The 20,958-nt window shown below is 65.8% G+C and carries 10 protein-coding genes; 6 read left to right on the forward strand and 4 right to left on the reverse strand.

Annotated elements, in window-relative coordinates:
- The first annotated feature begins 240 nt into the window (after positions 1 to 240).
- Both K1X74_19690 and K1X74_19695 read left to right on the forward strand, forming a co-directional pair.
- Positions 241 to 3,492 (forward strand): PSD1 and planctomycete cytochrome C domain-containing protein, encoded by a 3,252-nt coding sequence (locus tag K1X74_19690; GenBank protein MBX7168570.1) that lies wholly within the window; start codon positions 241 to 243, stop codon positions 3,490 to 3,492.
- Positions 3,493 to 3,516: 24 nt separating this feature from the next.
- Positions 3,517 to 4,956, forward strand: coding sequence for a DUF1501 domain-containing protein (locus K1X74_19695; GenBank protein MBX7168571.1), 1,440 nt, complete (start codon positions 3,517 to 3,519; stop codon positions 4,954 to 4,956).
- A gap of 94 nt (positions 4,957 to 5,050) precedes the next feature.
- On the opposite strand, the gene K1X74_19700 is transcribed toward K1X74_19695, so the two are convergent.
- Positions 5,051 to 7,351 (reverse strand): DUF2339 domain-containing protein, encoded by a 2,301-nt coding sequence (locus K1X74_19700; protein ID MBX7168572.1) that lies wholly within the window; start codon positions 7,349 to 7,351, stop codon positions 5,051 to 5,053.
- Positions 7,352 to 7,554: 203 nt separating this feature from the next.
- Entirely contained in the window at positions 7,555 to 12,798 is a 5,244-nt protein-coding gene (locus tag K1X74_19705; protein MBX7168573.1) for a DUF1080 domain-containing protein, read from the reverse strand.
- Between the two features lie 308 nt (positions 12,799 to 13,106).
- Here K1X74_19705 and K1X74_19710 point away from each other — a divergent pair, with 308 nt between their 5' ends.
- Complete coding sequence (locus K1X74_19710; protein ID MBX7168574.1) at positions 13,107 to 13,427, forward strand: hypothetical protein; 321 nt, start codon at positions 13,107 to 13,109, stop codon at positions 13,425 to 13,427.
- Positions 13,428 to 13,469: 42 nt separating this feature from the next.
- Here the strand turns inward: K1X74_19710 and glmM are convergent, their stop codons facing one another.
- Entirely contained in the window at positions 13,470 to 14,816 is a 1,347-nt protein-coding gene (gene glmM / locus K1X74_19715) for a phosphoglucosamine mutase (protein MBX7168575.1), read from the reverse strand.
- A gap of 188 nt (positions 14,817 to 15,004) precedes the next feature.
- Here glmM and K1X74_19720 point away from each other — a divergent pair, with 188 nt between their 5' ends.
- Both K1X74_19720 and K1X74_19725 read left to right on the forward strand, forming a co-directional pair.
- Positions 15,005 to 16,828, forward strand: coding sequence for a phospho-sugar mutase (locus K1X74_19720; GenBank protein ID MBX7168576.1), 1,824 nt, complete (start codon positions 15,005 to 15,007; stop codon positions 16,826 to 16,828).
- Positions 16,829 to 16,871: 43 nt separating this feature from the next.
- Positions 16,872 to 18,356, forward strand: a complete 1,485-nt coding sequence (locus K1X74_19725) for an excinuclease ABC subunit UvrC (protein MBX7168577.1) — start codon at positions 16,872 to 16,874, stop codon at positions 18,354 to 18,356.
- Positions 18,357 to 18,398: 42 nt separating this feature from the next.
- Here the strand turns inward: K1X74_19725 and K1X74_19730 are convergent, their stop codons facing one another.
- The gene (locus tag K1X74_19730) at positions 18,399 to 19,658 is read right to left on the reverse strand and encodes a beta-ketoacyl-[acyl-carrier-protein] synthase family protein (protein ID MBX7168578.1); all 1,260 of its coding nucleotides are present in this window, start codon (positions 19,656 to 19,658) and stop codon (positions 18,399 to 18,401) included.
- Between the two features lie 766 nt (positions 19,659 to 20,424).
- Here K1X74_19730 and K1X74_19735 point away from each other — a divergent pair.
- The gene (locus K1X74_19735; protein ID MBX7168579.1) at positions 20,425 to 20,910 is read left to right on the forward strand and encodes a division/cell wall cluster transcriptional repressor MraZ; all 486 of its coding nucleotides are present in this window, start codon (positions 20,425 to 20,427) and stop codon (positions 20,908 to 20,910) included.
- Positions 20,911 to 20,958 lie beyond the last annotated feature (48 nt).

The following is a 20,958-nucleotide window of genomic DNA, read 5'->3' on the forward strand; positions in this document are numbered from 1 at the left end:
GTTTGCAGCGGAGGGGGTTCCGGGTAGTCTTGAAGTTGACGCCGAATGTGGAGCGACAGGCAATTGCGCGCTGCGTTGATGTGTTTCTTGGGCTTAGTCAGCATTAGCTCCGCTGCGCGCCGGCCGGCGTGCGGCCTGGGGGCCGCGTTTTGCCTGGGGCTGGGTTTGGTGTGCGGCGCAGCTCGCGGTGCTCAGCAGGATCAATCGGCCGTTGAACTCTTCGAGCGGCAAATACGCCCGTTGTTCGTCCAGCGCTGCCACAAGTGTCACGCACGCGCGAGCGAAAACGAATCGGAGTTCTCGGTCGCCTCGCGCGAGGGGCTGTTGACGGGTGGCGAACGCGGTCCGGCGATCGTGCCCGGCGATTCCTCGGCCAGCCTGCTCGTACAGGCACTCGAACACACGGCCGAGGGCGACCTGAAGATGCCGCCGTCCGGAAAGTTGCCGGCCGAGCAAATCGCGGCAGTCCGCGCCTGGATCGACGCCGGGGCCGTGTGGCCCGAGGCGCACGCCAAGGCGGCAGGTCCGAAGCATTGGTCGTTCGAGCCCCCGGCCGAAACGATGCCGCCCGCGGTTGCCGACGATACATGGATCGTCAACGACGTCGACCGCTTCATCGCCGCGCAACACGCGGCCCACGGCCTGCGGCCCGCGCCGGAGGCCGATCGCCGCGCCTTGATTCGCCGGGTGACCTACGACTTGACCGGCTTGCCGCCGACGCCCGAGGAGATCGACCAGTTTCTTGCGGACGCATCGCCCCGGGCCTACGAGACGCTGGTCGATCGGCTGCTGGCCAGCCCGCGCTACGGCGAGCGCTGGGCCCGACATTGGCTCGACCTGGTGCACTACAGCGACACCAACGGGCTCGACAACGATCACTCGAAACCCAATGCCTATCGTTATCGCGACTACGTGATTCAGGCGATGCAAGCCGATCTGCCGTACGACCAATTCGTGCGTGAGCAGATTGCCGGCGACTTGTTGGCCGATCCGCGTCCCAGCGACGACGGCGGCCACGATTGGGCCCCGCTGGGCACCGGCGCGCTGTGGTTGGGCGCCATGCTGAACGTACCGGTCGATCAGCCGGTCGCGCTGGCAAATGAGATGGAAAACCGCATCGATACCCTGGGCAAGGCGTTTCTCGGGCTCACGCTGGCCTGTGCTCGATGCCACGATCATAAGTTCGACGACATTCCGGCGACCGACTATTACGCCTTGGCGGGCATTCTGGAGAGCACGACCAACGTCCAGGCGTGTGTCAACACGGCCGAGCGAAACCGGGCCATTGCCGAGCAGGAATCGCAGCTACTGGTCAACGCGCAAGCGGCTCGCGACCTGCTCGAACGCCCCGATCTGCGCCAACAGTGGCTCGCCCCGCGCCTGGAGGCGGCGCAGCGCACGGCCGAGTACCTGCTCGAGGCGCGGCGGATCTGGCACGACGACTTTCCGGACGAGGCGCGCGACCGCAAACAACTCGCCGCGCGGGGCCTCGACTATGACGAGGCGCGGCGCTGGTACCAGCTACTCACGGGCAGTCGGCACCAGTCGCACCCGGTGTTTGTGCCCTGGATCAAGCTGCTGCGAGTCAACGACGATCGCTTCGACCGGCGGATTCGCACGATCGGCGACCGCCTGCTGGAGTTCGATCGCCTGCGACGCGAACACCAGCAAACCTGGGTCAAGCTCGAAGATTTCGAGGAACCGCAGGCCGACGGTTGGGAATCGACCGGCGCCGCATTTCCGGCGGTCGCCACGACCGACTTGCCGACTGAGCTGGTCGGCGCGGTGGGGCAGGGCGTGTGCGCAAGCGCCACGCGCGCCGATGCGGCCGTCGGACGCCTGGTGCGGCGCGACGTGCATATTGAGCATCGCTACCTGACGTTCTTGATTGCCGGCGACAACGCCGAGCGCGAGGCCGGCCTGAACCTGATCTTCAACAGCCAGGTGTTGCCCGAGCCGCGCGACGTCTGCGCCACCGGCGAGGGCACGATGCGCCTGTCGCGGCGCTGGTTCAACGTGCAGCCCTATCGCGGCCATGACGTCACGCTGGAAATTGTCGACGAGCGCTCCGAACCGGGCGGCAGGGTCTTTGTCGACGAGTTGCAATTCACCGACGAGTCGCCTTTTCCTGCCGAATGGCCGTCGCCCAATCGCTTGATCCTGGAGATTTTCACCGATCCGCAGGTGACCACGCCCCAACAGGCGGCCCAGCGCATCGAAGACGCGATTGTCGGTGCCCTGCAAGCGGCCGCCGCACAGTACGCGTCGCGCGCCGGCAGCACGGGGCCCGCGCCGAACTTTCGATTGGCGGATGCCGACTTGCACGAGATCTTCGTCGCCATGACCGGCCCGGATTCGCCGTTGGTCGCCCCGTCGATCGAGGAGTTCTTGCCGCCGGCCGAACGCGAGGAGCTGGCGCAGTTGACGGCGCAGCGCAACGAACTGGAAGCCACTTATCCCTCCTCGGTTATCGGCATCGTGAGCCGGGACCGCAGCCCGCACAACATGCGGTTGCACCGTTCGGGCGACCCGCACAATCCGGGCGACGAAGTGCCGCGCGGGTATGTCGCGGCCTTGTGTCAGGGCCACGAGCCGCCACCGCAAACCGGAAGCGGCCGGCTGGAATTGGCCGACTGGCTGGCCTCGTCCGACAACCCCCTGACGGCCCGAGTTGCCGTGAATCGCATCTGGCACCATCACTTCGGGCGCGGCCTGGTGGCCACGCCGGACAACTTTGGCATGTTGGGCGAGCCGCCGTCGCATCCCGAACTGCTGGATTGGCTGGCCCGTTGGTTCATCGACCAGGGCTGGTCGTTCAAGGCGCTGCACCGACTGCTCGTGACCAGCAACACCTATCGGCAGAGCAGCCAGGCGGACCAGGCCATGGAACAGTTCGACGCCGACAACGCGTGGCTACATCGCATGCCGTTGCGGCGACTCGAGGCCGAGTGCGTGCGCGACGCCCTGCTGGCAGTTGCCGGCAATTTGAACGAAGCGCGAGGTGGACCGCCGGTACCGCTGCATCTCGACAAGTTCGATGTGGGCGAAGACTTGCCGTTGGTGTCGGGGCCGCTCGACGGCGACCGCCGCCGGTCGATCTACCAGGAAGTGCGCACCAACCACCTTTCCGAGCTGTTGCGGGCCTTCGACCTGCCCGGGCCGAGCGAGACGATCGGGGCCCGGGAGTCGTCGGTCGTGGCCAATCAGTCGCTGGCCCTGATGAACAATGCCTTGGTCGCACAACAGGCGCTGGCCTGGGCCGAACGGCTAGCGTCCATCAAACCTCCGGAACAGCGGATCGAACGGATGTATGTCGAGGCGCTGGGCCGCCCGCCCACCGCGGTCGAAACTTCGTCGGCCGACCAATTCCTGGCGGCGCAGCGTGTACGCTATGAACAGCAAGGCCAGGCGGCAGACGCCGCCGGGCGACTGGCCTGGACCGATTTGTGCCAGGTGATGTTCAACCTGGCCGAGTTTGTCTATGTGCCTTGATCGAGAACAGCGCAGGCGCATTCGATGAACAATTTCGGCTCCCTGCACCGCAGCCTCCGGGCTTCGCGCCGCGATTTCCTGCAACGGTCGGCCTGCGGGTTCGGCGCGATGGCCCTCGCCGGGCTGCTTGGCTGCGAACAGTCGTCACAGCCAGCGCCGCGCAGTTCCACCGCCGGAAAACGCCCCAAGGCCAGGCAGGTCATCTACCTCTACATGAGCGGTGCGCCGTCGCATCTCGACACGTTCGATTACAAGCCGCTCCTGAAACAAGAACACGGCCAGCCGATCAAGATCCAGGTGCCCGATGTGCAGTTCAACGCCGGCGGGCACGTGATGCAATCGCCGTTTCGATTTGCCCAGCACGGCGCGTCCGGGGCCTGGATGAGCGAGATCTTTCCAAACCTCGCGCGGCACGCCGATCAAATGTGCTTTATCAAGTCGATGGTGGCCGATCACGGCGAGCACGGCACCGGCAACGTGTTCATGAACACCGGCAGCGGACGCGCCGGGCGACCGAGCATGGGCGCATGGCTCACCTACGGTCTCGGCAGCGACTCGAAGGAATTGCCGGGCTACATCGTGCTCGACAGCGGCCGGATCCCGATCGGCGGCGCCGCTTGTTATTCCAACGGCTTCTTGCCGGCGGTCCACCAGGCTACCGTGTTTCACGAGGGGAAGTATCCCGTCGCCGACCTGGCGCGCCAGGAGCCGACGGCCGAGCTGCAAGCGGCCAAGGTCGCGCTCGCGCAGCGGCAGAATCGCGACTTTGCCCGGGCCTGGGCCGGACACTCGCAGCTCGAAGCGGTGATTCAATCGGCCGAGCTGGCGTTCGCCATGCAAACGGCAGTGCCCGAACTGGTCGATCTGAGCGGCGAATCGCAAGCGACGCGCCAACTTTACGGGATCGACGAATACGACACGGACAGATTCGGCCGGCAGTGCTTGCTCGCGCGCCGGCTGATCGAGCGCGGCGTGCGCTTCGTGCAATTGTTTCCGCCCAAGCTGGACCAGTACGACCAATGGGACCAGCACTTCTATCTCGAGCAAGGCCATCGCGCCAACGCCACGGCGATCGACAAGCCCATCGCCGGCCTGTTGGCCGACCTGCAAGCGCGGGGACTGCTCGACGAGACGCTCGTGCTGTGGGGCGGCGAATTCGGCCGCACGCCGATGGTGCATGTCAACCCGGCCGGCGTCGTCTCGGCCACCGGGCGCACGCATAACCGTTTCGGGTTCACCGTCTGGATGGCCGGCGGCGGCGTCAAGCCGGGCTTCACCTACGGCGGTACCGACGAGTACGGTGTGTTTGCCGAGCCCGAGAAGAAGGTCACCGTGCACGACCTGCACGCAACCATTCTGCACCTGTTGGGAATCGATCACACCCAACTCACCTATCGCCACGGCGGCCGCGACTATCGCCTGACCGATGTGTTCGGCGAAGTGGTCCACGACGTCGTGGGCTGAGCGCCGGCTTTCAAGTTGCGGCGGCCGACCGACACGGCGTTCCGATGCTCGGCAGGGTCATGCGCGAGGTTGCGCGTCCCAGAACGGTTCAAAGCTACGCATCGGGATTCGAGCCGAGCCCGTTGCGGCTCAGGCGCTGATAGAACGCCGAAACCGCCAAGAGCATCACTCCCAGCACGGCCAAGGCCAGGATGCGCGGCAGCCATTGCAGCTCGGCCAGGTCGACCAGCAGCACTTTGGCAACCACCGACAGCAGCCCCAGCATGCCCAGCAGCCGGTAGGTGCGGTGGCGGCCAACGATGCCCCCGGTCACAAGCGCCGCGGCATAAATCGCTCCGACGATCGAGAAGGTCGCCTGCCGGGCCATCCAGTACGAGGAGCCCCCTGCCTGATACGCAGGGGCATGATCGCGGTACCACGCATGGATCTCCGTGCCCAGCGCCGTGGCCAACGACAAGACGGCCAGCACGGCCAGCGCGGGATCGAACCACACCTCGAAACCGGCCAGGCCACGCACGGCATCGCGCCGGGCAGCGCGGCGATAGGCCCAGCCCGCGCAACCGTACAGCGCGGTCACCAGGGCCAGCGACGCAAAGCGGGCGTTGACGACGGGCCAGGCGATGCCCTCGATACGATCGCCCAGCTGCAGCGCCAACGTGCCTACCATGCCCAGGGCCAGCGTGGCCGCGTAAATGCGCGTCCAGACATGGTTCAGGCGAAATCCGAGCGCCCAGACGATCGCGACGTCAACCGTCCAGAAGGCCAACACCAGCCGGTTCTCCCATTGGCAGGTCGGCGCCAAGAGGAGCATGACATTGCCTGCCGCCAGCAGGATTCCGGCCAAGGCGGTGCTGGATTGCGCGACGATCTCGTCCGGCTCGGTGCGGCGAGGCACGATCCATTCGACCAGGCCGGCCAACATCAGCGCGACGGCGCCGGCGGCCATCGTCAGCACGTTGACCTGAACGCCCGCCACGAGGAACGCCTCGTGGCCCAGTTGATGATCGTGAAACGCCAGTCGCAAGATGGCCAGCAAGGCGACCAACAGCGCGGTGAAGCGCAGCTGCAGATCGGCAAAGCGAACGGCCACGGCCGAAATCAACAACGTCTCGAGGCACCACGCCAGGCCGAGATAGGCGAAGTCGGCCATCGCCAGCGGAATGGTCGCCGTCAGCAGCGCGCAGCCGATGGCCAGGTGCACGCGGGCAAGCCGATCGTCGCGCCCGGCCCATCGATCGCCCAGCAGGAACAGCCCGCCGTGCAAAGCAGCGAGCGCTCCACACAGCCAGTCGAGTCGAAGATCGTCGTGGGGAGCGAACACGGCCCACACGAACAGCATGTACAGCAGACTGTTCGCCGCGGCCGTGATCCAGTCGGAAAAGGAACTGTGGCTGCGGCGCAGCCAGGCGGGTACGGTTGTCGCGAGCAGGAAGATCGTGGCGTGCAGCGTGGCCAGCGCCAGCGCGCTGAAGCGAACGCCCGCCGCGAGGCTGGCGACGTCCGACAGTTCGGTGCCGAGCCAGAGGCCGAACATCACCACCGTGGCCGTCAGTGCGAGCGGGTTGAGAAACTTCCAGCCGCGCACGATGCTGGTCGTGGTCAGTGCGGCGTTGAGGACGGCGTAATAGAGAAACAACCCCGTCGAGTCGCCGCCGGGTGGCGAGGCCAGGTGTGGCGCCAGGAACCCGCCCAGGGCGCCCAGCACGATCATCGCCCGGCTCGATGAGGCGACCGCCAGGCCGATCGCGAGAAAGCTGATTCCGCAACACTCGACCAGCGCCACGCCGGTCGGATACAGCTCGTAGAGGCGATGGGCCGCCAGCGCCGTGGCATACAGGGTGAACAGGCCGACGCCCGCCAGGGCCTCGCCGATGGCCGGCAAGCCACGGCGCGCGACGTACCACGCCCCGGTGAGGAGTCCGAGCCCCAGGACGTGCAGCCCAAATACCTTGAACGCTGCGGGGATCGCGAAGGTGATCCAGACCCAATGGACGGTGAAGCCCACGGCCAGCAACAACACCAGCCCTCCTAGCCAGGTGAGCCATTGCCGCCCGAGGATCGTTTCGAGCTGCCCGAGATCAGTGATCTGCCGCGGCCGCGACTCCTGAGGAAAAATCTCGGTAGCCGCCACGGGAATGGCCGGACTTGAGCGAAGATGCACGGGCGCAGTGGTCTGCTCATCCAGTTCCGGCACGATCGCCACTTCGATGATGCACTCAGTCGGCCCGGGCACGGGTGTCACGATGGGGCCCTGGCTGGCCATATGCTCGATACGGTCAGCGAGCTCGCGATGCTGCGTCCTCAATGCCGCCAACAGGGTCTGAGCACGGTGCAGCTCGGTTCCGAGGCGGTTCAAATCGGTCCGCAGGCTTTGCAGCTCGGAATTGGGGGCCATGGCCTTGCCTTGCGCTAGGGAACGAGGGGGCGAGACGATCGCAGACCGAACTGCGCGGCCCGGCTACCCGTGCTACCGCAACGGGCGAGGTTGCCGGCGGGCGTATAACGCGCAGCAAACGACCAGAGATTCCAGCGTCTGCCGCGCCTCGGCCGGCGCGACCGAGAGTGGCCTGCTGAACGGTCCGCGCGGGGGCGCGAGAATCAGTTGCCTTGCGCGGAACTGACCGCCTCGATTTCAGCGGGCTTGCCGTCGGGATTCAGGATCGTGAGCTCGAAGTTGCGGAATCGCACCTCGGTGGCCCCGCCGGAGTGCACCTGGACGGCCAACACGCCGCGGCGTCGGCCGTCGGGGTCGTCCAGATCGACGATCGACTGGCCGTTGAGCCAGAGCCGCACGTGGCCGCCGACGGCCTCGATTTCATAGGTGGTCCATTCCCCCGGCTTGATCAACGACTCGCCCGATTTCTTGGTCAGCAAGCCTCGGCCGCTTTCCTCGTAGAGCTTGCCCCACCAGCCGACGCCGATGTCGGCCTGATAGCCGCGCATCTCGCCGCCTTCGATCGGCTCGCTACGAAACTGCACGCCACTGTTGCCGGCGTTGTTGACCAATTGCACCTCGAGCTTGAGCCGGAAATCCGACACCTCGAGATCGGTGTAAAGAAACTCGTTGCGTTTGAGCCCGGCCGACTTGCCGACGAGTTCGCCGTTCTCGACGTGCCAGACTTCCTGGTTGCCGTTCCAGCCGGTCAGGTCGCGGCCGTTGAAGAGCGTCTTAGCGTTGTCGGCCATGGCCAGCATCGGCGTCTGGCCAGGGCTGGCAAGGTAGCCAATCAAACCGCGCAGCTCCGTTTCGTTGAGCGGCTTGAGGATGTCGTCGGGCATCATCGATTTGTCGCTGGCGGCCATCTCCGAGATTTCATCGCGCGGAATGACGAGCGTTTCGTTGGCCGTCAGCACCGTCAGCGCCTGCGGCGTTTCGTTGCGGACGATGCCCGTCACCACGCGGCCATCTTCGAGCGCCAGGACTTGCGCGACGTATTCCTTGCCGATCAGCGCGCTCGGATCGAGGATGTTCGAGAGGATGTAGTCGAGGTTCGCGCGGTTCGACCCGGTCAACTCGGGCCCCACTTTGCCGCCGACGCCGAACAGCGTGTGACACTGCTGGCAGGTGCGCGCAAACACGGCCCGACCGAGGGCCAGGTCGGGCTCGCCGTGCGGCATGCCGAGCACGTCTTTGTACTGGGCGATCAACTGGGCTTTGTCGGCGGTGGTTTCGCTGGCGGTGCCCCAGACTTCGCCGATCAGCCGGTCGACCTCGGCGTCGCGCAGATTCTTGAGCTGACGAACAACGTCCGCCGATAGATCGGCGGCGCGCACCCGCCCCGACCCGACTGCGGCGAGCAGCACCTTGGCCGAGGCCGCGCGGGCCGCCATCGTCGCCAGGGCGTCGCGCCGTTCGGCCGGGGTCAGCTCGGCGAAGATGCCGAGAATCCGTTCGGGCGTGGCCGGGTCGTCATAGCCCGCCAGCCCGCGCAGCGCCGCTCCGCGCAGGGCCGCATCGTCGAGCAACAATTGCAGCACCCCGGCGAGACCTTCGGTCTTCGCGGCCACGAGCGCCGTGAGCGCGTTCATCCGCAGCTCGGCGTCGGCCGACCGGTCGACGAGCACCTTCTTCAACGCGTCGAACGCGCTCTTGTCGCCAAACGTCACGGCCAGGGCCATCAGCCGCGATTGCAGTTCGGGGGGCGCCGCCGGGTAGAGCCGTGCAAAGGTTGTGGGCCAATTGGCGGGCATGTCGACGCGGCGCCGACCTTCCAGCGATTTTTGAATGCCGCCGAGCAGCGTCAATTGCTGCACGGCATTGCCGGCCTGGTTCAAGCCGTCGACCAACAACGCAATCGCCTCGGGCGTGCCCGTCTCGCCGATGCGGCGGACGGTGAATTCGAGCAAGGGCGGGATCGTCGTGGCCGAGGCGAGCTCCAGCGCCGCCGCGGGATTGGCCGCGGCCAGCGGTTCGAGGGCATACCAATACATCAACGGCAAGTTGTGATCGCCGGCGTCTTCACCGTGGGCGAGCAAGGCGCGCAACAGCGCGACGCGCTCTTCCAGCGGGACCTTTTGCGCCGCGGAGGCGAGATACAGCCGTACGACCGGCGAAGGGTCTTTCTCGGCCAGGCCCAGCAATCGCGGCATGAACTCGGGGCCCATTTCGTGACCATCGTGGGCCAATTGAATGGCCCACCCGCGCACGTACGGCGATTCATCGCCGAGCGCGCGCTCGATGCGGTCGAGCGTCAGACCTCCGGACGCTTGCAAGGCCCAAATGCCGCGCACGCGGCGGGTCGGATCGGCGTGCTCGAAGGCGATCTTGTCCAGCGCGCGCCAGACCTCTTCCTGACCACCGCGCTCTGCCAACAGCCGCCGGGCATGGCGCACGAACCAGTCGTTGGCATGGAGCTGATAGGCCACTAATTCCAGGTCCGACGCCTGCGTCAGGTCGACCGCGCTCGGCTCCGGTTTGCCGTAGCTGATCTTGTAGATGCGCCCGTTGGTGCGATCGTGCATGTCGGCCTCGAGGCGGTGACAGGCGTTCGCGTCGTACCAGTCGATCATGTAGACCTGCCCGTCGGGACCGTAACGCAGGTTCAGAATCTGTGACCAGGTGTCGCCGGTCAGCAGGAAGTCGGGCGCCCGATCGCCGAAATAGCCCGAGCCTTCCGGACCCAGGCGATCGACGTTGATTCGATTGCCGTGGATGTTGTTCATGAAAATCTGGTTGCGATACACCGCGGGCCAGGCTCCGCCCAGGTAGATCATCGCGCCACTGTGGGCGTGACCGCCGCCGGCGGCGTCGGAGCGATTGTTGCCGCCGTGCGGGTTGGCACCGATCCAGTGACGGTGCCGGGCGATGGTTTGAATGTCGGCATAGGTCGCGCGATTGAAGTGTTGGCCCGCCTGCCGCTGGTAGCGCGCGCCTTCGATGATGTGATACAAGTGCGGGATCACGCAGGCCGTGCAGAAGGTCTGGCCGTAGTCGTCGAAGTCGACTCCCCAGGGATTGCTCGTACCGTGCCCAAAGACTTCGAATTCGTGCCGCGTCGGATGGTAACGCCAGATGCCGGCGTTGATCGGCACCCGCGCGTCCTTGGGAGTGCCCGGCTTGCCGACGAGCGAATGGGTAAACACGCCGTGGCAGCCATAGAGCCAGCCGTCGGGCCCCCAGATGAACGTGTTCAGCGTTTCGTGCGAGTCTTGGTAACCCCAACCGTCGAGCAAGACTTCAGCGGGGCCATCGGGTTGGTCGTCGTGATTGCGGTCCGGGATGAACAACAACTCAGGCGCCGCGCCGATCCATAGGCCGCCATGTCCATACTCGATGCCGCTGACGAGATTGAGCTTTTCGGCGAACACCTTGCGTTCATCGAAATGACCGTCGCCGTCCGTATCGGCAAAGATCAGTACGCGGTCCTTGGCCCGATCGGCGGGCAGCTTGGCCGGGTAGGAATAGGCCTCGGCCACCCACAGCCGGCCGCGGTCGTCGAAGCAGAAGCCGATCGGTTGATGCACGTCCGGCTCGCCCGCGAAGGCCGTGACCGTAAAGCCGTCGGGCACGGTCATGGCCTTCGCGGCCGCGTCGGGCGAGAGCCCCGCATAGGGATACTGGTCCACCGGCATCACGGTCCGCTCGTTGGCGAACTTGGGCCGTTCGGCGTGCAGCCGGAAGTTGTCGAAGTTGATGTGCCCCCAGCCGCCGGCGCTGGTGTCGGCGATGCGCACGGCGATCTTCTGCCCCTGGTAGGGGCGCAAATCGACGACGACGGGCTGCAAGTTCTCGGTGTTTTCGCCCGTGGCGCTATAGATCGGGTCCGGGCGTCCCTCGCGCACCAGTTCGACGCGCGTGGCCGGAGCGGCGCCGCCGGCGACGAGGAAGCTGGCCCAGGGCTGCGACACCACAAAGTAGGGTGAGGTCAGCGTGCCCCGGGGTGCGTCGCCGGCAACTTCGAAGGTACCGATCCAGTAGTCGCCGTGATGCTCGCTCCGCATGTCGTTGCGGCGAGCGGCGACCGTATCGCCGCGCACCGGCTGGCGGTCGAAGGCTTTGCCCTCGACGGCCCAGCCGTCGAGGGTGCCGCTTTCAAAGTCGAGGTCGACCGTGTGGCCTGCTTCGTCGGTCGGCAATTGACCGGCCGCGGGATCGTTCGCGGCCTGGGGTTGCACGGGCTTGGGCTGCGCCGCTTCCCATTCCTCGCGGCTGACCGGCTTGGCGTGGTGCAAGACGACGAACGTGCCCAGCTTGTTGCCGACGACCAGGTCGTACAGCTTGTCGCCGTTGAGATCGCCGACCACGAGCTGTGTGCCGACGCCGGAGTTGTCGTCGATCTTCATCGGCACGAAGTGCACGCCCCGCTCGCCGCGCACCAGCTTGAACCAATACGACACGGCCGCACTGCGTTCGTCGGGATCGTTGCCATTGTGAGCCCAGTGCCGCTTGCCCGTGACGATGTCCTTGAGCCCGTCGCCGTCCATGTCGACCAGTTCGACGGCATGCATCTGCGAGAACACGAGCCCGTACTCGTTCTGCTCGGGCTTGTCGCCCATGATCAGATGCTGGGTGAAGTTGATCGCATCGCCCTCGCGCGTTTGTTCGAACCAGGCGAGCCCATATTGATGCGCAGCGAGGCTGGTGATGACGTCGTTGTCGCCGTCGCCGTCGACGTCGTAGACGTACATCTGTGCGCCGCCGTTGCCGAAATTGGCGTCGTGTCGTTGCCAGAACCCTTCCGTGCCGGCGGGTGGCTGCTCGAGCCAGCCCTTGGCTTCGAGGATGTCCATGCGCCCGTCGCCGTTCACATCGCCGATGCCTAGCCCATGAGTGAACCGCTGATAGGGCCCGGCCGGGCCGACGGCGTGAAACTTCCAGGGCTTCGTGGCGTCTTCCGGATCGGGGCCGGCATAGCCGAACTGCCCGCGCGTGTGAAACACGAGCTCGGGCCGTCCGTCACCGGTCAAATCGGTGTACTGGGGCGACTCGTTGTCGACGATGTCGAACGCCTCGTGGCGCTGCCAGTGGCCCGATTGGCCCTGGGGATTGGCGTACCAGAACGCCTCTTTGCCGGGGAAGCCGACGATCAGGATATCGGTCCAGCCGTCGTGGTTGAGGTCGTCGGTAAAGGCGAAGAAGTTGTCCGAATAGCCGTTCTTGTCATAAGGCTTGGCCGGGTAGTACTCGTGCTTTTCGGTAAACTCGGGGCCCGCGTACCAGAAAGGTCCCGAGACGACGTCCATTTTCCCGTCGCGGTTGAAATCGCCGAAGCTCGCGCCTTCGCAATAGAAGATCGGCGTGAGCTGTTTGCGCTCGAAGGTATGCAGCACGTAGTCGTCGGCCGCGGCCCAGCCGGACAGCGCCAACAGACTGCCGACGATCAGCAAGAAACGATATCGCATCGCAGAGACTCCCCGGTACGCTTGCCTTGGGACGATTGTTTCGACTCTGGGTCTCCCCCCATTGCCGGCTTTGATAGCATAATCCAAGCGCAGCTTCGAGTTCTTGCCGGTGCCCCGGCCCGACAGGCATGCGGCAATTCGCCCGCCAGCGCCTGCTGCTGGCAACGGACTGCGACGGCTGACGAAACCTGAGCGGTTCGGCGGCCGATAACAGCGGATAGTCGTCTCGTGCGCGAGTACAAGGCCCTGTGCCCTGCGCGTGCTAGCGAGCCAACCCGTGCTCGGCCACTTCGTTTGAGGTTTCGGGGATGCAGGTCAAGATCTACGTCCCGAAGATTGTCGAGATCCCGACTGAATATTTGCCGGTGCTGGCGCATCGCGCCAGCCAGAGCTTCGGCTCGGACGCCCGCGACGAACTCGCCACTCGTGGCCACCTCGTGCGCCAGGCCGTGCGTGACGGGTTGGTGCGCGACCTCGATCAATTCGTGTTGGCCGACGGGACGATCGACCTGGTGTGCGATCCGACGGCCGAGGCGCCGCTTGAGATCGACGGACGCACGGTCACGCTGACCGAACTGCTCGAGGCCTTTGGCTGGCCCGAGCATCATCGCCCCCAGGCGGCCGCCTGACGCGGTGCACGGCCCGGCGCCCTACGCGCCGCTCGAGCGCGCTTACGCGCGGCGCATGATGCCCAACGCCAATTCGCAGAGCCGTTCGGCCTCGGCGGCCGTCGGAGCTTCGGCCACGGCGCGGACGATGGGCTCGGTGTTGCTGGCGCGAACCAGGAGCCACTTCCCCGGCCAATCGAGCCGTAGCCCGTCGAGATTGTCGACCTGGGCATCGCTGCATTCGCGCTCGAGCGCCGCCAGCGCCCCGTCGATCTTTTCCCGCGGCAGTTCGAGCTTCGTCTTGCAGATCTCGTAGCGCGGCAATTCGGCGGCCAGCGCGGCGATGGGCAGGTTGCGAGCGGCCATCGCGTCGAGGATCAGGGCCATGCCGACGAAGCTGTCGCGCACATAGCCGACCCGCGGATCGATCGGCCCGCCGTTGCCTTCGCCCCCGAAGACCGCGTGCTTGGCGAGCATGGCGGCAGTAACGTTCGCCTCGCCGACGGCCGAGCGTGTGCACGCCACGCCGTATTTCGCCGCCAGGTCTTCCGACATCCGGCTTGTTGAACAGTTCGTCGCGATCGGGCCGGGCGTGCTGCGGAGCACATGATCGACGCACAGCGCCAAGGTGTATTCCTCGCCCAGATAGCGGCCGTCGGCGTCGATCACGGCCAGGCGGTCGGCGTCCGGATCCTGGCAAAACCCAACGGCAGCCTTCGCCTGACGCACGCTCTGCAAGACGCCGGCCAGATTGTCGGCCGTCGGCTCGGGAGGATGCGCGAATTTGCCGTCGGGTGTATCGCCCAGACAGGTGACTGTGCAGCCCAACTCTTGCAAGAGACGCCGCGCCAAGAGGCTGCCGGCCCCGTGGTTCGAGTCGACGAGGACCGGAAATCGGCGGGCCCGGATGCGCTCGACATCGACCGTGGCCAGCACCAGGCGCAGGTGTTCGGCATGTGGATCGGCGCAATGCTCGACGCGGCCCAAGTGATCGTGTTCGACCCAGCCGGGTTCTGTCGCGCGGTAACGATCGATCACTTGTTGACCGGCGGCGGCCGAAATGACGCGCCCCTCGGGCGAGAACAGCTTGAGGCCGTTGTACTGTGGCGGATTGTGCGAGGCCGAGATCTGCACGCCGCCGGCGGCGCGCAGGTGGCGCACCAGCACGCCGGTCGTAGGCGTGGCGGCCACGTCGGCGTCGATCACGTCGCGGCCGACGGCGCAAAGCACACTGCGGACCGCGTCGGCCAGCATGGGGCCCGTCGCGCGGCCGTCGCGCGTGACCACCAAGGGCCCCGCGGGCGCGGTCGAGGCGAAGGCTGCGACATAGCGCATCGCCAAGGGTGGCGTCAGACTTTGACCAATAACGCCGCGGAGGCCGGATACGCTGATGATCGGTTCGGTGGCCATGATGCCCTGAAGTGCATGAGACGTGGAACGCTCGGCGGCGGAGAGTATACACCAGCACCTGGCTGGGCGAACGGCGCTGCGGAACGCCTTTCGTGCGCGCGGCACTTCCGGCAAAATATGCGCGCCGCCCGCTGAGTCGCTCCCCGAGCAGCCCGTCGTAGTTTCCTCACGGAGGTTCGAGCGTCGTGATGACCGCCAGTGCCGATTCGTCCAAATACGCTGACGTTGTTTCTCAAGTCGAAGCCGCCGCACAGGCGGGCAAGCTCACGGCCTCGGCCGTCGGCAATCTCAAGGCCTGGCTCACCGAGCCGCGTTATGCCGAGTACGCCGCGCGGGTGGCTGAGCTGGTCGCCGCCGCACGCTGGCGCGAGCTGGACGATGCCTTCTGGACGGTGATTCCCTTCGGGACCGGGGGCCGGCGCGGGAAAATGTTTCCCGTGGGCAGCAATTCCATCAACGATCGCACGATGGGCGAAAGCGCGCAAGGCCTGGCCGACTATGTGTTGCAGGTGCGGCCGGGTCCTGGCGAGCCGAGCTGTGCGATTGCTTACGACACTCGCCACCGCTCGCGGCATTTCGCCGAATTGTGTGCCGAGGTGATGGCGGCCTCGGGCTTCAAGGTCTGGTTCCTCGATGGTTACCGCAGCACGCCCGAGTTGTCCTTCGCGGTGCGGCATCAAGGATGTTCTTGCGGCATCATGATCACCGCCAGCCACAACCCTCCGAGCGACAACGCCGTGAAGGTGTATTGGAACACGGGCGGGCAATTGCTGCCGCCGCACGATCGCGGGGTGATCGATCGCGTGATGAGCGTCGAGACGATCAAACGCACGCCGTTCGAAATGGCCCGCAGTGCGGGGCAAATCGTTTACTGCCAGGAACAGGTCGACCGAGCCTATCTCGCGCAACTCGCGGCGCAGGCCCTGCCGGGGCCGCGGGAGCTGAAGGTGTTGTACTCGCCGATGCACGGCGTGGGCGCCTCGTCCGTGGTGCCCGCCTTGCAGGCGATCGGCTTCAAAGACGTCGAAGTCTTCGGGCCGCACGCCGCGCCGGACGGCGATTTTCCCAACGTGCCGGGTCACGTCGCCAATCCCGAAAACCCGGCCACCTTCGACGCCCCCATCGAACGGGCCAAAGCGATTGGCGCCGACGTGATTCTTTCGACCGACCCGGACGCCGACCGTTTGGGTTGCGCGGCGCCGCTGGTGCCGGGGGGCGAATGGCGCACCTTTACCGGCAACCAGATTGGCGCACTGCTGACCGAGTACTTGCTGGCGGCGCGCAAAATGGCCGGCCGGTTGTCGCCCGATCAGTACCTGGTCAAGACCCTGGTGACGACCGAATTGGTGCGCCGCATTGGCGATCACTACGGCGTCCGGACCGAGGGTGATCTGCAGGTCGGCTTCAAGTATATCGGTGGCATCATGGACCAATGCGGCCCGGAGAAATTCCTGCTGGGCATCGAGGAGTCGCACGGTTACTTGTGCGGACATTACGCCCGCGACAAGGATGCCGCCGTCGCGGCGGTGCTCTTGGCCTGTCTGGCGGCGCAGGTCAAGGCCGCGGGCCAGACGCTGCACCAGAAGCTCGAATCGTTGTTCTGGCAGTATGGCTGCCACGTGGAAAAGCTCGTCACGAAGACGATGCCGGGCGCCGAAGGGATGCAGCGGATGAAGGCGCTGATGGAGTTGCTGCGCAGCAAGCCGCCGCGCGAGCTGGCGGGCCTGAAAGTGCGCCAGGTGCGCGACTACGAGAACCTGGTCGTGATTCGTCCCGAGGGGGGGCGTGAACCGCTCGAAGGGCCGCGCGGCGACCTGGTGATTTTCGACCTGGCCGCCGAGGGGAACTACGTAGCCGTGCGTCCGTCGGGCACCGAGCCCAAGGTGAAGTTCTATCTGTTCGCCTACGAGCCGGCGGAGCAAATCGCCCAGCTCGACGACACCCGGGCCGAACTCGCAGCCCGGCTGGACGCGGTCTACCAGGCCCTGGCCGAAATCGCCGATCGAGCCTGAGCGTGCCGGCAGCCACGCCGCAGACTCACCGTCGGGGCATAGAATGGATTTCTGCCTGACCGGAAATCTGGGCGAACGCTCCGTGGCTGACGATCATTTGCCTGCCGATTCCGAAGATGACTTGCCGCGCGGCGAGGGCGGTGATGAGCCCGACTTGCCGGAAGTCGAGGCCGACGAGCGCGCGCTCGATGCGGCCCGGGGCTATCTCGCGCGCCGCTCGAAGGCGTTTCGCCAGGCCGCCGCCAAAGTGCGCGAGTTTCCGCAGAAGCCAGGCATCTATTTGATGAAAGACGGCGCCGGCCGCGTGATCTACGTCGGCAAGGCCAAGAACCTGCGCGCGCGGGCCGGCAGCTACTTTCTCAAGGCGGCCGCCGAGGACCGCCGCACCGCCGACCTGGTGCGAGATATTGCCGATATCGACTTTCTCGAGGCCGAAAGCGAGGTCGACGCGTTGCTGGCCGAGGCCCGGCTGATCAAAGACGTCCGGCCGAAATACAACGTCGATCTGAAGGACGATAAGAGCTTTCCCTACCTGGAAATCTTCGTCCGCGAGGATTTTCCCCGGGTCGAGTTTACCCGCGAGCCAAGCGATCGTGGCACGAAGCTGTACGGACCGTTCGCAAGCGCCAGCGCGCTGCGGGGCGCGATCCAGGTGCTGCAGAAGATCTTCAAATTCCGCACCTGCTCGCTGGATATCGAGGCGGGGGACGAACGCTGGCGCTGGTATCGCCCATGCCTGCTGGCGAGCATCAACCAGTGCACGGCCCCGTGCAACTTGCGGATTTCGAAAGACGAGTATCGCCAGGACATCCAGCGGTTGCGGATGTTTCTCGACGGCCAGAAGACGCGGCTGCTGGCCGAGATGAAGCGGGAAATGGCCGCCGCGGCGGCGGCGCTACAGTTCGAAAAGGCCGCGCGGCTGCGCGACGAGATTCAGATGCTCGAAACGCTCGATCGCCGCGGCGAACTGGCCACGCACGTGCAGCCCGAGGTGTTTCACATCGACCCCCAGCGCGGCCTCAATGGCCTGCGCAAGATCCTCAAGCTCGACAAGGTGCCGCGCACCATCGAAGGGGTCGACATTGCTCATCTCGGCGGCGGGCAAACGGTCGCGAGCCTCGTGCAGTTTATCGACGGCCTGCCCTTCAAGCCGGGCTACAAGCGATTCTTGATTCGTTCGGTCGACGGCGTCGATGATTTCGCGAGCATCCGCGAAGTGGTGGCGCGGCGATTCCACCGGCTACAGGACGAGGAACGCCCGTTTCCCGACATCCTGCTGGTCGACGGCGGCCGCGGACAATTGAATGCGGCCTTGGCTGCCTTCGCCGCGCTGGCGATCACTCCGCCGACGGTAATTTCACTCGCCAAGCGCGAAGAGGAAGTCTATGTCCCTGGCCAGGAAGAGCCGCTACGGTTGAGCCGGCACGCTTATGGGCTGCGGCTCTTGCAGTATGTGCGGGACGAGGCGCATCGCTTTGCCCAGCACTATCATCACATCCTGCGGCGTAAGTCGACGCTCGGCGAGTGAGCGAGAGCGCCGGCGTCGCGCCGCGGCGAAGAGTCTCGCAAATCACGCGGCCGAATTGGCGGCCACATCGAGCAGGCTTTGCGCGGTGGGCCAGCGGCGCAAGGCCACGGCCGCCAGGTGGCCGCCGAACGCCACGGACAGCTTCAAGGCATGCTCGAGCGTCGCGCGGCGCCCCGTCAGCGGCGTGTAGTCCAGGTCGCACTGTGGATCGGGCCGGGTCAGATTGATCGTCGGCGGCACGTAGCCGTCGCGCAGGGCCAAGGCCGTTAGCGCCAACTCGACGCTGCCCGAGGCATTCACCAGGTGACCGAGCATCGACTTCAGGGCGCTGATCCGTGCGCGTTCGGCCGCCCGGCGGAACGTACGGCGGATGGCGCGGGTTTCGACGACGTCGTTCTGCTCGGTGCCTGTGCCGTGCACGTTGATGTAGTCGACGTCGCCGGGCACCAGGCCGGCGGCGCCCAGCGTGCGATCGATCAAGTAGGCCAGCGACTCACTCTCGGCATCGAGTCCCGTCACGTGGTGCGCCTGGGCCAGCATTTTACCGCCGAGCACTTCGGCATAGATGTGCGATGCGCCGCGTCGCTGGGCGTGACTGAGTCGTTCCAGGACGAGCATGGCGCCCCCTTCGCCCATGACGAATCCTTTGCGCTCGGCGTCAAAGGGTCGCGAGGCGCGAATCGGCTCGTCGTCGTAAGCCAGCACGCGCATCTGGTGAAAGCCCGCTGCAAACAGCGGCAGAATGCCTTCGGCGCTGCCCGCAATGGCGATGTCGCATTGATCGTCTTCGATCATCCGCACGGCCGAAAGGATGTCGATCAGGCCGCTGGCGCAGGCCACGCTGTGCGCCGTGCGGGGGCCGGCGAGCCCGTACCGGGCCGCGACCATCGAGCAGGCAGTCGAAGGGAAGAATTGGTCCCACCACCGGATGGCATCGTCGGGTCTGGCAATGCCCAGGCGGTCTTCGCAGAACCCGGCGTCGCCCATATGGCCGCTAATTGCACAGCCGAAGCGGTCGAGATCGACGCGCCGCCACTCGATCTGCGCGTCGGCCAGAGCCTCGGCCGCGGCGCGATGGCACAAGTCGATGCACTTGAGCTGTTGGGGGACGGCCGTCGGTAGATCGACCGTGGCGCCTAGAACCATGCCGGCTGGCAGGAAGGGGATGTCGTCGAGCTTGCGGACAGCCGTGCGCCCCTCGCGCACGGCGCGCCAGGCCGCTTCGCGGTGCAACCCGGTCGAGACAACCAGACCGATACCGGTCAGGACGATGGGATCGCGGGCATCCGAACGGCGCAACACCGGATATCCACCTCAGAACACGTGCTGGCACTCAGGGCGCGAACGGCGGGCACTTGTTACTGCGCGAAACCGCCGGCTGGATAGGGCCGCCGGTCCCCGTGAAGGCATCGGCAACGCATCCTAAGCATCGGCCGCAAGGCGGTGGCGGCTTCTCTTCGAGCTGCGAACGCGGCTCGAACCCCCCGGGGAGCGAACTTGTAGCAAAACCCTAATTCCGATGCGATGTCAAAATGGGAGACATGCGTCGTCTTTGGTGGTGCATGCGGCGACGGCGTTGAGAAACGCCGCGGGGAGCAATTCCGTGGGTCGCGGCGCGATGGAAGTCCCCTTTTTTTGAGCCGCCGCGCCGACGCCTGGCGGTCGCTCGTCGACGGGGGCGTGCCGAGCGGCGACTTTCGGGTGCGCACGCTGCGCGCCGGTTGCAGTCGCGGCGCAGCGCCGATCGTACGGAAAAACGCCGGCGCCCGCCGCCTCGCAGCCAAATTGTGTACTCGATGAGTATATAAAAGGCTCGGGAACCGGCAGTTCGACGCAGCGCGCCGCGCAGGCTGACAGCGTGCGCGGCTGGAAATTTTTTTGGCAAAAACGGTTGCAACTCACGGCGGGTTCTGTATCATCATCGCCGTGGGAAACACGCCCAACTTGGCGGACATGCAAACAGAAAACGTGGGAAAAACGCCCAAGATTGCGAACTGTGCTGGATCGGGCAGGGTGCGGCACCGGGAAGCCATCTGCCACTTCGCCACACGAGCCCTGGTTGCTGCGGATGTCGGAGTCGCAGGAATTCATTCTTGGTGAGTTTCCCCGCACGCTCGATGAGCGTTATCGGCTGAGTTTGCCGCCTGAATTGGCGGTCACGCTGGTCACGGAAGATGAGGAGTGCATTTTGGCCAAGCATCGCCCTGGCTGTTTGGGCCTGTGGAAAGCGGCCCAGTGGCAGGCCAAGCTCGACCAGGGCGTCGAGCTGATCAAGGCCAAGATGCGGTCCGGCCGGTTTGAAGGTCGCATCAGCCAGGTCCAGATGTTCGGCCGGCTGCTCTCGACCCGACACCGCAACGTCAAGCTGGCTGGCCGCAGCCGGCTGGTGATCCCGGAAGGCTTTCGCGAATTCTTGCAGGTTGAGCCCGGCGGCGAAGTCAACGTCGTCGGGGCGGGGGTGTGTGTCGAGCTCTGGCATCCCCGCGCCTGGCACGCCTATCTCGACAAGCGAATGGTCAAGTTTCAGCGGCTGTTCGACAACCTATCGAAATAATGAGTCCAGCGCCCATGCCCGGCAGGGAATGAGGATGCCTTTGCTTCT

It is taken from the genome of Pirellulales bacterium, from assembly GCA_019694435.1.
GTDB lineage: Bacteria > Planctomycetota > Planctomycetia > Pirellulales > JAEUIK01 > JAIBBZ01.